11 protein-coding genes and 1 other RNA gene are annotated in these 14,032 nt (G+C 57.3%); 6 read left to right on the forward strand and 6 right to left on the reverse strand.

Features of this window, described 5'->3' with window-relative positions; all coding sequences use genetic code 11:
• Nucleotides 1-7 precede the first annotated feature (7 nt).
• Nucleotides 8-1,228 (reverse strand): diguanylate phosphodiesterase, encoded by a 1,221-nt coding sequence (locus RVY89_RS09430; RefSeq protein ID WP_484827632.1) that lies wholly within the window; start codon nucleotides 1,226-1,228, stop codon nucleotides 8-10.
• Nucleotides 1,229-1,566: 338 nt separating this feature from the next.
• Here RVY89_RS09430 and ycgZ point away from each other — a divergent pair, with 338 nt between their 5' ends.
• The 4 genes from ycgZ to fdhF all read left to right on the forward strand — a co-directional run bounded on the left by ycgZ (nucleotide 1,567) and on the right by fdhF (nucleotide 4,778).
• Nucleotides 1,567-1,806 (forward strand): regulatory protein YcgZ, encoded by a 240-nt coding sequence (ycgZ, locus tag RVY89_RS09435; protein ID WP_024909397.1) that lies wholly within the window; start codon nucleotides 1,567-1,569, stop codon nucleotides 1,804-1,806.
• Nucleotides 1,807-1,810: 4 nt separating this feature from the next.
• A complete protein-coding gene (locus RVY89_RS09440) occupies nucleotides 1,811-2,131 on the forward strand; it encodes a hypothetical protein (protein WP_371897656.1) in 321 nt (106 codons plus the stop codon).
• 28 nt (nucleotides 2,132-2,159) lie between these two features.
• Nucleotides 2,160-2,438, forward strand: coding sequence for a biofilm/acid-resistance regulator YmgB/AriR (locus tag RVY89_RS09445; RefSeq protein WP_048977426.1), 279 nt, complete (start codon nucleotides 2,160-2,162; stop codon nucleotides 2,436-2,438).
• Nucleotides 2,439-2,627: 189 nt separating this feature from the next.
• Nucleotides 2,628-4,778: a formate dehydrogenase subunit alpha gene (gene fdhF / locus RVY89_RS09450; RefSeq protein ID WP_484827633.1), complete on the forward strand. Its 2,151-nt coding sequence runs from the start codon at nucleotides 2,628-2,630 to the stop codon at nucleotides 4,776-4,778.
• Between the two features lie 84 nt (nucleotides 4,779-4,862).
• On the opposite strand, the gene RVY89_RS09455 is transcribed toward fdhF, so the two are convergent.
• From RVY89_RS09455 to ydiJ, 3 genes are all read right to left on the reverse strand, one after another.
• On the reverse strand, nucleotides 4,863-5,057 hold the full coding sequence (locus RVY89_RS09455) for a YdiH family protein (RefSeq protein ID WP_003857766.1): 195 nt from the start codon (nucleotides 5,055-5,057) through the stop codon (nucleotides 4,863-4,865).
• 85 nt (nucleotides 5,058-5,142) lie between these two features.
• Nucleotides 5,143-5,553, reverse strand: coding sequence for a 1,4-dihydroxy-2-naphthoyl-CoA hydrolase (gene menI / locus RVY89_RS09460; protein WP_029739768.1), 411 nt, complete (start codon nucleotides 5,551-5,553; stop codon nucleotides 5,143-5,145).
• Nucleotides 5,550-8,606 carry a D-2-hydroxyglutarate dehydrogenase YdiJ gene (gene ydiJ / locus RVY89_RS09465; protein WP_484827634.1) on the reverse strand — a complete coding sequence of 1,019 codons (3,057 nt, stop codon included), beginning with the start codon at nucleotides 8,604-8,606 and terminating at the stop codon, nucleotides 5,550-5,552. The genes menI and ydiJ overlap by 4 nt, the downstream gene beginning before the upstream one ends.
• Before the next feature lie 199 nt (nucleotides 8,607-8,805).
• On the opposite strand from ydiJ, the gene ydiK reads away from it, so the two are divergent.
• Together ydiK and rprA are read left to right on the forward strand one after the other, a co-directional pair.
• Complete coding sequence (ydiK, locus tag RVY89_RS09470; protein ID WP_045910283.1) at nucleotides 8,806-9,921, forward strand: AI-2E family transporter YdiK; 1,116 nt, start codon at nucleotides 8,806-8,808, stop codon at nucleotides 9,919-9,921.
• Between the two features lie 209 nt (nucleotides 9,922-10,130).
• Nucleotides 10,131-10,238, forward strand: an RNA gene (gene rprA / locus RVY89_RS09475) — antisense sRNA RprA.
• A 5-nt stretch (nucleotides 10,239-10,243) separates the two neighbouring features.
• Here the strand turns inward: rprA and RVY89_RS09480 are convergent.
• Nucleotides 10,244-12,619 carry a glycoside hydrolase family 3 N-terminal domain-containing protein gene (locus tag RVY89_RS09480; protein WP_484827635.1) on the reverse strand — a complete coding sequence of 792 codons (2,376 nt, stop codon included), beginning with the start codon at nucleotides 12,617-12,619 and terminating at the stop codon, nucleotides 10,244-10,246.
• 3 nt (nucleotides 12,620-12,622) lie between these two features.
• Complete coding sequence (locus RVY89_RS09485) at nucleotides 12,623-14,023, reverse strand: MFS transporter (protein ID WP_484827636.1); 1,401 nt, start codon at nucleotides 14,021-14,023, stop codon at nucleotides 12,623-12,625.
• Nucleotides 14,024-14,032: the final 9 nt, after the last annotated feature.

Consider the following 14,032-nt stretch of genomic DNA (forward strand, 5'->3'; position numbering starts at 1 on the left):
AGCATTATCATAAGTCGAACTTTTTCTCCGGCCAGGCAATAGCGGGAATACCGCCGTGTCGTGGGCTGGCAAAAAGATGTCCCTGGAACTGGGAAATTCCCGCGGATTCCAGCCACATCCACTCTTCCGCCTTCTCTACACCTACCGCGCAGAACTGGATCTCAAGCGAGGAGCAGCATTTGATAATCGCCTGAATAATGGCCTGTCTAGGGCCACTTTTATGCACGTTCGCGACCAGATCGCGATTAATCTTAATTCTGTCCGGCTGGAACTGAGCCAGCAGCTGCAGCCCGGCAAAACCGGCACCAAAGTGATCGATCGTCACGCTGATACCCGCGCTTTTTAACTGCCTGACCGAATCCGTGAATTCATCAAAACGGGAAATGGCTTCGCTCTCGGTGAACTCCACCACGATTTGCTCGGGCACAAACCCATTTGCTTCTATCGCGGAGAGCAGAAAGTCCACGGCGTTGGGAATGTTAACCAGCGTCATAGGCAGCAGGTTAAGGGATAACGTCTGGTCCTGTAGCCCCAGCGCGCTGGCCATGGAGAGCGCCACCTGCTTGCTTTGCAAATCAGACGCGTACACTTCCTCATGCGGAAGGCTGGCGAAATAGGCCCCCGGCGAGTCGCCGGACGGGGTGCGGAGAAGCGCCTCCCAGGAGACAACCTGCTGCATAAACGGATCGACTATCGGCTGGAACGCGAAGCTGCAATTCGCCCCCTTCGCGACCACCTCAGGCTGCGCGGACAAGCGCGTTTCTTCGCGAACGAATTCCCATGAGTCCGCAGGCGGCAGTTCAAAATAGTTCGCTTTTTCCGTGGCCTCGACAAAGGTGCGGAAAAACTGCAGAGGGCGGTCGTTGTAGGTCAGCTGATAGCGTGACGTCCCCTTATTGAGCACCTGCTGCAGCACTTCGTCCCTGTCGAAGTGGCGCAAATCAAAAAGCTCCATACCCACGTTGCCAAAACGCCGGACAGGCCCGTGATCGCGCATTAACTCGACCACGTTATGGTGGCGCGGGTCGTTGCAGATCTGCTCATAGATAGCCGAAACCTGCTCAACCGGCCCTTCAAGCAGTTGAAAAAAATGCGTGCCGTTAAACAGCAGGATCCCCGTGACGTTGGAATGCCGGTTTTTACTATTTGCAGCAGCGACCATTGCTTCCAGCGCCTTCACTGGAACGTCCTCGCAGATATGACTGCGGTAAATGATGGTTGTGAGCATGCTATTCCTGGGGTTAGGGTTTTGACCACGAAAGACGTGGGGAAGGTACATTTATAGCACATTAATTGCCTGACAAATAATTTACATCTCAACCATTTACAGCAGTTAATGAGACCTTTTTCCTCGGCTGTACAACTTACCAGCACCCGCGCCTTTTGTACAATATATCCTGCACCACCACCGCTTCACCCACCTCACATAACAATATGAAAAATAAGTTATTTATAAAATATATCGTAAAAAATTTAAAAATCTGTACATTTTAGATGTACAGATTTGAAAATTATGTATACCTTAAATGTAACGTTACTGATTACAAAATTTTACAGGAGCGAAACATGCAGCAGAAAGGTTACGCCACAGATTCCGCAGCAGCGATCGCACAGTACTTCGAAAAGGCCGCGCTACCTACTCAACAAGAGACGCTGGGACAGGTAGTTGTCGAAATCCTCAGCGACGGGCGAAATCTCAATCGCAAATCGCTCTGTACCAAACTGCTCAGTCGCCTTGAAAAGGCCGATGGGCCAGAAGAGGAAGAGCATTACCACATGCTGCTTGGTCTGCTCTTCGAACGGTAACGTGATGAATAGCAGTGACGCAGACCGACTGATCGACACGCTTATCGGTGAAGCCGTTCTTTCTCTTCTGAAAGAGCGGGGGCCAGTGACAACCGAAGGATTGCTGCAGCGTCTGCGGGTAATGAAAGAACATGAAAAGGATCCCCGGCGGCGGGAGACACTTGCGGTGGTGATTGCCGAGATCGGCTCAAACAGCATCGCCTTTACACGTCGCAGAACCGCGCAAGGACGAACGAAAAGAGAGGGACCTCTCAACGATAACAGAGACAATGTTGTGCCGTTATTTGGAAGTGGAAAACCGTCCGACCCCAAAAAAATACATTGACTGCAATTAACAGCTACGGTGAGAACAAATGAGACAAAATATTCAGCTTCAACCCGAATACCACTCTGCTTTTTTAGACAGTGCGCTGGCGGAATATTTCCGTCATGCAGGCGATCGTTTTGCTGAAGAGTCCGCTATTTTTTCTACTGCAGTACGCTGTGTTCTGGCCTCCGAGGGGCATCTGTCTAATAAGGCGATCATCCTCTGGCTCATTCAGACGCTGGAAGCCACTCACGACGTGGTTCAGGCGGATGTGATTCGCAAGACGCTGGAAATCGTGGTGGGTTACACGATGGACGATCTCTAAGTTCCTGCACGCCACGCCCCTAACGTGTCATCGTCAAAACTGACGATCGGCCTGACGATGACACGCGTTTATCCCGCTTAACACCCTGTTAAACCAGCAATATCAAACTGGCACAGTTCCTGCTTACCTCCGCATACGGGACTGGATTTCCAGTCAACTTTGCTTCATTTCTTAACAGGTCTGTTATTGATGAAAAAGATCGCCAGCGTCTGCCCGTACTGCGGTGCAGGCTGTAAATTGAACCTTATCGTTGAAAATAATCGTATCATCCGTGCCGAAGCGGCAGAGGGGGTCACAAACCAGGGCACCTTATGTCTGAAAGGCTTTTACGGCTGGGACTTCCTTAACGATACCCGTCTGCTCACCCCTCGCCTCACCCAGCCGATGATCCGCTACCACAAAGGCGAAGCATTCACCCCCGTAACCTGGGAAGAGGCGATCCGCTACACCGCTAACAAGCTCAGCAGCATTAAAGCGCAGCACGGGCCACGGTCAATCATGACCACCGGCTCCTCCCGCGGAACCGGCAATGAAACCAACTACGTGATGCAAAAGTTTGCCCGCGCGGTGCTGAACACCAACAACGTGGACTGCTGCGCGCGCGTCTGTCACGGCCCTTCCGTGGCCGGTTTACAGGAAACGCTCGGCAACGGCGCGATGAGCAACTCAATCAACGATATTGAAAACTCAAAATGCCTGCTGGTGTTTGGCTATAACTGCGCGGATTCCCACCCTATCGTTGCCCGCCGCGTGCTGAAAGCGCGTGAAAACGGCGCGAAAATTATCGTCTGCGATCCGCGGCGCATTGAAACGGCGCGTATTGCCGACCAGCATCTGCAGCTGAAAAACGGCAGCAACATGGCGCTGGTTAACGCCTTTGGCTATGTGTTGCTGGAAGAAGAGCTCTACGACAAAAGCTACGTGGCGCGCTTTACGGAAGGGCTTGAGGCCTACCGCCAGACGGTGAAAGACTATGCCCCGGAGAAGGTCGAACATCTTACCGGCATTCCCGCCCGCGACGTCCGCCAGGCAATGCGCACCTTCGCGGCGGCCCCTTCCGCCACCGTGATGTGGGGTATGGGCGTGACCCAGTTTGGTCAGGCTGTGGATGTGGTCAAAGGGCTTTCCAGCCTGGCGCTGCTGACCGGCAACCTCGGTCGCCCCGCCGTCGGCGTCGGGCCGGTACGCGGTCAAAACAACGTCCAGGGCGCCTGCGACATGGGCGTTCTGCCGAATATGTTCCCCGGCTATCAGGATGTGACCGATCCGGCGGTCAGGCAGAAGTTCGCCGACGCCTGGGGAATTGACGTCAACAAAATGGACGATCGGGTCGGGACGCGCATTACCGAGGTGCCTCATCTGGCGCTGGAAGGCAAGGTCAAGGCCTACTACATCATGGGGGAAGATCCGCTTCAGACCGAAGCCGATCTCGGTCTCGTTCGCAGCGGTTTTGAGGCGCTCGACTTTGTCGTGGTTCAGGACATCTTTATGACCAAAACGGCAGAGGTGGCGGACGTTCTGCTCCCGGCCACCTCGTGGGGTGAACACGGCGGCGTCTTTACCTGTGCCGATCGCGGGTTTCAGCGCTTCGGCAAAGCCATCGACGCCAGCGGCAACGTGAAACGCGACTGGGAGATCATCAGCCTGCTCGCCACCGAGATGGGCTACCCGATGCATTATGACTCCAACCAGCAGATCTGGGATGAGATGCGCGAGCTGTGCCCTCTCTTCTACGGCGTGACGTATGAAAAAATGGGCGAGATGGGCCACGTGCAGTGGCCGTGCCCGACGCTGGATCATCCGGGTACGCCGTACCTGTACAAAGACAATCAGTTCGACACCCCAACCGGTAAAGGGCAGCTCTTCGCCGCCCCGTGGCGCGCGCCGGCGGAAACCCCGGATACGGATTTCCCGCTGGTGCTGTGTACGGTACGCGAGGTGGGGCACTACTCCTGCCGCTCGATGACCGGGAACTGCGCCGCGCTGCAGAGTCTGGCCGACGAGCCGGGCCGGGTGCAAATGAACCCTGCCGATGCGGAAACGCTGGGCATCACGGAGGGTCAACTTGTCTGGGTGCGCTCGCGTCGCGGCAAAGTGATTACCCGCGCCAGCATCAGCGGGCGTATCAACGCTGGAGCCGTCTATATGACCTATCAGTGGTGGATTGGTGCCTGCAACGAGCTGACCCAGGATAACCTCGATCCCATCTCCAAAACCCCGGAAACGAAGTACTGCGCGGTGCAGCTGGAGGCGATTGAGGATCAGCGCTGGGCGGAGGATTTTGCGGCGTCGGCGTATCAGTCCATGAAGTCGCGGCTGATTAACGCGGTGAATGTCTAAAGAAAATGTCGGGTGGCTTCACCGCCGATACTGAATTTCAGACACAAAAAAGGCCGCATTCGCGGCCCTTTTATTCTCATGTACTCAATGGACGTGAACGCCCAACCGCCAGGCAAAGTAGATCTCTTCTTTCAGCTCATTCGAAGAGAGCGCCAGCAAATCCGTAAACTCCAGCTCAAGCTGTTTCAGCTTTTTCAGGTACTGCGCCGGAGACAGGTTGCTCTTATCGCGACGTAAATATTCAATTGCCAGCTGCGTTGGGGTTATTTCAGTATCCATGATGTCCTCGCTTATGTACAAAACCTGACCAGTATATCACAACGCGCTGGCTAGTTTTTGACCAAAGGCAAAACATCTGAAAACTTTACACAACCGCCGTGGTCAGCCGCGACGAGCAACACAGGCGATCCTGCTCATCGAGAATATCTATCTGCCACACCTGATGGCGGCTTCCGGCGTGCAGCGCGCGGCAAATACCGCGTACGCGCCCGCTGCGCACCGAGCGAATGTGGTTTGCATTCACCTCGAGTCCGACAACCTTCTGCTCCCCTTCGGTACAGAGATACCCCGCCACCGAGCCCAGCGTTTCGGCCAGCACGACGGACGCTCCGCCGTGCAATAAACCAAACGGCTGGTGGGTGCGACTATCGACGGGCATGGTGGCCTCAATCTCATCGTCGCCAATGCGGATAAACTGGATATCCAGCAGCCCCACCATATTTCCCTCGCCCATGGCGTTCAGCGCCTGCAGCGTCACGGCACGTTTCCAGATCATCCAATTATCTCCAGTAAAGCCTGCAATGGGTGACGTACGCCGTTACCTTCTACCCGTTTTACCTGGCTGCGGCAGGAGTACCCCGTCGCCAGACAGCGGTTTCGCGGCAAACGCTGCATCGCCTGATGCCAGGACAACTCATAGATGCCGAGCGAGTTGGCGTGGTTTTTCACTTCGTGTCCGTAGGTTCCGGCCATGCCGCAGCAGCCTACGTTGACGCTCTCCAGCTTCGCACCGAAGCGGGCAAAAACAGACGCCCACTGCGCGGGGGCACCCGGCAGCGCGGTCACTTCCGTGCAGTGGCCGAACAGATACCACGGTTCACCGCTGACATCCTGAACAGCTTTGCCTTCCAGCGCCATCGGCAGCCACTCGTGTACCAGCATCACGTTAAAATCGCCGCGCCTATCGCCCAGCGTCTGCTTGTATTCATCGCGATAGCAAAGGACCAGCGCCGGATCGACGCCGACCATCGGTATTCCGAGCTGCGCCACGCGGTTTAAGAAGTCAGACGTTTTCTGCGCGGTCTTCGCAAAACGGTTCAGGAAACCCTTTATGTGCTGCGCCTTGCCGTTCGGAGAGAACGGCAGAACCACAGGCTGGTAACCTACTTTCTCCGCCAGACGGACGAAATCGGCCACAACCTGCGCATCGTAGTAGCTGGTGAACGGATCCTGCACCACCAGCACCACCTGGGCTTTCTGCTCAGGGCTCAGCGCCTCCAGCTGTTCCAGGGTCATGTTTGCCGAACGGTGACCGACGAGCTGGCGCTGCAGAGACGGGACCGACAGCAGCGGCAGATCGACCATGCCGATATGTTTTTCGGAGAGCTTACGCACCAGCGGCTGGTTTATAAAGAAGTTGAAGGTCTTTGGCGCACGCGCCATCAGCGGCGCGTAGCTTTCCACCGTCGCCACCAGATGGTCGCGCACCGGGCGGAGATATCGGGTGTGATAAAGCTGCAGGAAACGCGAGCGGAATTCCGGCACGTCGATTTTGATCGGGCACTGGGTGGAGCAGGCTTTGCAGGCCAGGCAGCCGGACATCGCCTCTTTCACCTCATGGGAGAAATCGTACTCGCCCTTGTTGGCATGCCAGCTGTTGCGGGTGCGCTCAATCAGCGAGCGCAGGCTGGCCCGTTTTTCCGGCAGCTCCTGCTCCAGCCTGAGCGGGTCCACCCCGCGGTCGGCCAGCAGACGCAGCCACTCGCGAACCAGCGTCGCCCTCCCTTTCGGCGAGTGGATACGGTTGCTGGTGATTTTCATCGACGGGCACATAGGGCTTTTCACATCAAAGTTAAAGCACAGGCCGTTGCCGTTACACTCCATCGCGCCGCGCCAGGAGGAGCGCACCGCAATCGGGATCTGTCTGTCGTACGTGCCGCGCTTGACGGCATCCACCTGCAGCATCGGGGCATCAACACCTTCAGGCGGGCAGATTTTACCCGGGTTAAGGCGGTTATGCGGGTCGAAGGCCGCTTTCACCTTCCGCAACTCCGCGTAGAGCTGTTCGCCGAAGAATGCCGGGCTATATTCCGCGCGGAACCCTTTCCCGTGCTCCCCCCACAGCAGACCGCCGTATTTGGCGGTTAAGGCCACCACGTCGTCGGAGATCTGCTTCATCAGGATCTCCTGCTGCGGGTCGCACATATCCAGCGCCGGACGCACGTGCAGTACCCCGGCGTCGACGTGGCCGAACATGCCGTAGCTCAGGCCGTGGCTGTCCAGCAGGGCGCGAAACTCAACGATATAATCCGCCAGATGCTCAGGCGGCACGCAGGTATCTTCGGCAAAGGGAATCGGCTTCGCCGCCCCTTTCGCATTGCCGAGCAGGCCCACGGCTTTTTTACGCATCGCATAGATACGCTCAATCCCGGGCAAATCGTTACAGAGCTGCCAGCCGATCACGCCGCCCTGGCCCTGCGCAATCAGCTCATCCAGCCGCTGGCAGAGCGTGGTGACCTGGCTCTCAATCAACTCCGCATCGTCGCCGGCGAACTCTACGATATTGAGGCCGAGCATCTCTTTATCCGGCACGTCGGTAATCAGCTCGCTGACGGAGTGCCAGACTATGTCTTCCCGAGCCAGGTTGAGCACTTTGGAGTCGACCGTTTCCACCGACAGCGCTTTCGCTTCCACCATAAACGGCGCATTGCGCAGCGCGGAGTCGAAGGAGTCATATTTGACGTTCACCAGACGACGCACTTTCGGCAACCGGGTAATATCCAGCCGCGCTTCGGTAATAAACGCCAGCGTCCCTTCGGAGCCGGTCAGCACGCGGGTTAAATCAAACTGGGTCAGGTCGTCGTTAAAGACGTGACGCAGATCGTACCCGGTCAGGAAGCGGTTTAGTTTCGGGAATTTATCGAGGATAAGCTGGCGGTTGTCGCGGCAGCGCTCCAGCACGGTACGATAGATGCGCCCGCTGGCGGTGTTGTCTTTACCCAGGGTTTCCGCCAGTTCGACCGGCATCGGCTGGGTATCGAGAATATCGCCGCCCAGCAGAACGGCGCGCACGCCCAGCACGTGATCGGAGGTTTTACCGTAGACCAGCGAGCCCTGCCCGGAGGCATCCGTGTTGATCATCCCGCCAAGGGTCGCGCGGTTACTGGTGGAAAGCTCCGGGGCAAAAAAGTAGCCGTAAGGCTTGAGGTACTGGTTAAGCTGATCCTTGATGACGCCCGCTTCGACCCGCACCCATCCCTCTTCCGGGTTGATCTCAATGATGCGGTTCATATAGCGCGACATATCAACAATGATGCCCTGGTTCAGCGCCTGACCATTGGTCCCGGTGCCGCCGCCGCGCGGCGTAAAGACCAGCGAGGCAAACCGCTCCTGCGTTGCCAGCCGGGCGATAAGCGCCACGTCGGCCGTTGAACGAGGGAAAACGACGGCATCGGGAAGAAGCTGGTAGATACTGTTATCGGTCGCCATCGTCAGCCTGTCGGCATAGTTCGTGGCGGTATCACCTGTAAAACCCTGTTGCTCCAGTGCTTGCAAAAAATTAAGCACCAGCTGAACGACGCCAGGTGCTTGAGAAATCTGTGGGATCATGACTGTCGACCCTAATTAGAGTTGTATGAAATCGTTTGCGTGTATCTTAAAAGTTTTATCACATTTTTTTCTTATAATCTCTGCTGAATTACAGGCAAAATCCGCCTGTTAAAAACCGCTCAGATCATCAATGATTAGAGAGACGCGGTTTTCCGTTCCCGCCAGTCGTACTGGCGTTCTTTTAAGGAAAGTTTCATTTATGGTCAATCTTCGCCAGCCCAGGGATGTTGCGCAAATTTTGCTGTCGGTGCTGTTTCTGGCCCTCATGATTATTGCGTGTCTGTGGATTGTTCAACCCTTTATTCTCGGCTTTGCGTGGGCTGCGACGGTTGTCGTCGCCACGTGGCCTTTGCTGCTGCGCTTGCAGAAGCTGCTGTTTGGCCGTCGCGGGTTAGCCGTGCTGGTCATGACGCTCCTGCTGTTCCTGCTGTTTATTATTCCGATTGCCCTGCTGGTGAATAGCCTGGTGGATTCCAGCGGCCCCGTTATTCGCGCTATTAGCAGCGGTGACCTGACGCTGCCGGATCTCGCCTGGCTGAACAGCATTCCGGTAGTGGGCGCCAAGCTCTACAGCGGCTGGCATAGCCTGCTGGAGATGGGCGGCAGCGCGCTGATGGCAAAAGTCCGCCCGTACATTGGCACGACCACGACCTGGTTTGTGGGTCAGGCGGCGCATATCGGCCGGTTTATGATGCACTGTACGCTGATGCTGCTCTTCAGCGCCCTGCTCTACTGGCGCGGCGAGCAGGTGGCTTTAGGCGTTCGTCACTTTGCCACCCGCCTGGCGGGCAAACGCGGTGACGCGGCGGTACTGCTGGCTGCGCAGGCCGTGCGCGCGGTGGCGCTGGGCGTGGTGGTGACCGCGCTGGTGCAGGCGGTGCTGGGCGGTATTGGTCTGGCGATTTCCGGCGTACCGTACGCCACCGTGTTCACCGTTGTCATGCTGATGACCTGTCTTGCGCAACTGGGACCGCTGCTGGTTCTGGTCCCTAGTATTATCTGGCTGTACTGGACGGGTGATACCACGTGGGGAACGGTGCTGCTGGTCTGGAGCTGCGTGGTCGGCACCATGGATAACGTCATTCGTCCGATACTCATCCGCATGGGTGCAGACCTGCCGCTGATTCTGATCCTCTCCGGGGTCATTGGCGGATTGATTGCCTTTGGCATGATAGGCCTGTTTATTGGCCCGGTGCTGCTCGCCGTCACCTGGCGTCTGTTCTCTGCCTGGGTGCATGAAATTCCGCCTCCGGGAACAGACCCGGACGTGATTTTGAGCGAACTGGAAGAGCTGGAAGAGAAGAACACGCATTAAGTTTTTTTGCCGGGTGGCGCGAACGCTTACCCGGCCTACATTCCCCCTCACAATACTTTAACGCTGCTAAAGTATTTATTCGTTGCACACTGGTCAGACCCGCCTTTATTGCTCTAAGTCCGCTATTCACCTTAAAAAATCTTTACGTCTCTTTAACTATTGAGACGAATCCGATCGACGCTAAAAGAGGACATGCCTACTATTAGGACACGGTTATAGATCAACACCTTGATTTATAAGCATGGAAATCCCCTGAGTGAAACAACGAATTGCTGTGTGTAGTCTTTGCCCATCTCCCACGATGGGCTTTTTTTTATCCTGACTACGCGCGCTTAACCTCACAGGTACTGAGCATTCGCCACTCGGCAGGCAGCACCCGCGTTTCCCCTGTCACATTAACCGTCAACGCCTCGCGGATATCCGCCGACGATGCGCCAACCTGCAGTTCAAACTCGCCCGGCTCAACGATGCGTTTCCCGTCCCGGCGGGTAAAGTTGAACATCTCAACCGGTAGCGTAAAGCTAAGCGTGGCGGTTTCGCCCGGCGAGAGCGTGACGCGCTGGAAGGCCTTCAGCTCCTGAAGCGGTCGCACCTGGGTGGCGACCCTATCCCTGACGTAAACCTGTACCACCTCACTGCCGCTGCGTTCTCCGGAATTGGTGATATCTACGCTCAGCGTCACCTCGCCGTCGACCGGCACGCTGCTTTCTGCAACGCGGGCAGCCCCCCAGCTAAACGTCGTCCAGCCGAGGCCGAAGCCAAACGGATAACGTGAACCGAAGTGTAACGCAAACGGCGTGCCGCCGCTTTTGAGCTTATGATTGTAGTAATACGGCATTGCCCCGGCGCTTTTCGGTACGCTCACTACCAGACGCCCCTGCGGTTCCGCACGTCCGGTTAACACGTCCGCAATCGCCCAGCCCCCTTCCTGCCCCGGCGCCCACGCCACCAACAGCGCCGCGACCTTATCCTCCAGCCCCTGAAGGTTATACGGGCGCCCACCGGTCATCACGACGATCACCGGTTTGCCCGTCGCCACCAGCGCCTCCAGCAGCTGTTGCTGCACGCCCGGCAGGTTCAGGGAATCGGTATCGGAACCTTCCCCCACGGTGCCGCTCTGGAACAGCCCGGCAAGATCGCCCACGCAGGCGACCACCACGTCACTTTCCTGCGCGGCGTTTACCGCCTCGGGGATCAGTGCGGTGCTTAGTGAAACCGGCGACTGCTGCATCGGTTTGCCGCCGCTGTCGCCCGGGAAGACCGGCGCGCCCGCCATCCGCTTCTCGATGATGTGACATCCTTTGGCGTAACGGACCTGAGACGCGCCAAGGTAATGCTCCAGCGCTACGCGCGGGGTCGTGACCTGCGAGGTCTCTTCCACCATATCGCTGATGATCAGATGCACCGGGAAGCTGTAGCCGCTGAGTAACGCCAGCGGATCGTCTGCCGTCGGCCCCACTACCGCCACGCGAGGTTTGCCGCCGAGCGGTAAAATACCGTTGTTTTCCAGCAGCGTGAGCGATTTCGTCGCCACCTCCCGCGCAACCTGCCGTGTGTTGTCATTTTGCAGATCGATACCGTTTTCATCCGCGTACGGCTTTTCAAACAGGCCCAGGCGGAATTTTTCGGTCAGCACGCGCGCCACGATCTCATCCACTTTCGCCATAGAGATCAGCCCGCGCTCTACCGCTTCCGCCAGATGGCGCGCGCAGTCGTCTTTCGGCAGCTCAACGTCCAGCCCGGCGTTGAACGCCAGCGCAGCTGATTCGGCCGCATCGTGGGAAATTCCATGATGCTGGTGCAGCAGGCTGACGCCGCCGTAATCCGCGACAATAATCCCGTCGAATCCCCACTGTTCGCGCAGGACGGTAGTCAGCAGGAAGCTGTCGCTGTGCCCCGGCTGGTTATCAATATCGTGGTAGGCCGGCATCACCGACCCGGCGTTTGCCAGCTTCACCGCCATTTCAAACGGCAGCAGGAAGGTGTCGTTCAGCTCGCTGAACCCCAGGTGCACCGGGGCATGGTTGCGCGCCCCTTCGCTGAACGAATGGCCCACGTAATGTTTCAGGGTTGCCAGCAGGTCGCGCTTATCGCCCTGCAATCCTTTCACGTAGGCGGTTGCCATCACCCCAACCAGCCACGGATCTTCGCCGAAGGTCTCTTCGGTCCGCCCCCAGCGCACGTCGCGGGACACGTCCAGCACCGGCGCCAGCCCCTGCTGGCAGCCTACGGATCGCGCCTCTTTACCGATCTGCTCTGCCGCGCGCTGCACCAGTTCCGGATCCCAGGTCGATCCGTAGTTCAGCGACGACGGGAACAGGGTGGCGTCTTTGCACAGCAGTCCCACCAGACACTCTTCATGGAACAAGGCCGGAATGCCGAGGCGCGTCTCCTCCATCATCATGCGCTGCAGGCGGTTCGCTGCGCGCACGCCGGTTTTTGCATCAACAATGTGGGTACCCAGAGGACGGGTGATCTGTCCGACGCCAAGCTTGAGCCGTTCGCTCAGCGCAGCCTGCTCGCTCACGCCGGCGAATTCATCGCTGAGGTCGCTGCGCTCGCGGTGGTTGCCGTTTTCATCGAGGATCAGCCAGTACGCATGCATCTGGGCGAACTTCTCTTCCGGGGTCATACGCGCCAGTAAATCGGCGACGCGCTCGTGCACGGGACGTCCCGCGTCCTTATAGATAGCTGTCATGTTTTACTCCTGTAGTGCGGAAGGGGTTGCCGGGCTGAGCTGCCCCGCTTCGGGTCTGACTTCACGCTTGCTGGCCAGCTCCCGGGCGATGGAATCCACCAGCCGGCTGTTAAGCTTGTAGATTGAAAGCAGCGCGACCATGCAGAGGAACAGCGCGCAAGGGATAAGGGTGAACAGCGCGTTAATCGTAGAGAGTACGTGGGGTGCCTGGGTTGCCTGTCCCGGGGCGTAGTCCACCATGCCAAGCACCCAGCCGACCACCGCGCCGCCCAGCGCCAGGCCGAATTTGATGGCAAACAGCGCGGTGGAAAAGACCAGCCCGTCCAGACGACGGCCGCTGCGATGTTCTTCGTAGTCGACCACATCGGAGAACATGGTCCACTGCAGCGGCGTGGTGAGATTTTGTACAAAGCTAAAGACGATGTTGAGGCCAAAAATCAGCCACACCTGCGAAGGCGGCAGGAAGAAAATCAGCGCGCCGAAAATCACGAAGGAAATAATGGTCCACTGGTAGGCGCGCACGCGGTCAAATTTCCCCAGCAGCCGTTCAGATAATAATGCGCCGCTTAAGGAGGCCACCATTCCGGAAACAATAAAGGCAAAAACCAGCTCCGGGCGCAACAGCACGTAGTTCACGTAATACATGGTGGCGGAACCGCGCGTCACCACCGCCGTTAACAGCAAAATATTAAACAGGAAAACAATGCGCCACTGGCTGTTGCCGGCCAGCAGTTTTAAATCGGTGAGCATCGAGCCGGAGGTATCATTGCGTGGGGAATAACGCTCGCGGGTCATGAGGAAACAGCAGAAAAAGAGCACAATGCCCAGCAGCCCCATCAGGCTCATGGCATAGAAATAGCCTTTCTGCACGTTGCCCTGGCCTAACAGTGAGACCAGCGGCAGGGCAATCACCGTCACAATCAACCCGCCGATAAACGACAGGCCAAAGCGCCACGACTGCAGGGAGTGACGCTCGCGCGGATCCAGCGTCAGCGCGCCGGGCATGGCGCAGTAAGGCACGTTAATGGCGGAATAAATCAGGCTTAAAATCGCGTAGGTCAGGCAGGCATAAACGATTTTCGCCGTCGGCCCAACGTCCGGCACATAGAAGGTAATGAGGCAGCTCACGCCAAACGGGATGGCAAACCACAGCAGCCAGGGACGGAAGCGTCCGTGACGCGTCTGAGTGCGATCCACCAGGGCGCCAATGCACGGGTCGACAAACGCATCAACCACGCGCACCACTAAAAACATGGTGCCCATAATCGCGGCGGGCAGCCCAAAAACGTCCGTATAGAAATAAGCGAGAAATAACGTTGCCGTTTGCCAGACCAGCGCGCTGGCCATATCACCTAAGCCATAACCTATTTTATCTTTGGTACGCAATACAGAGGAGAGTGTCATTGTTATTTG

The organism is Enterobacter sp. 3U4, from assembly GCF_057224565.1.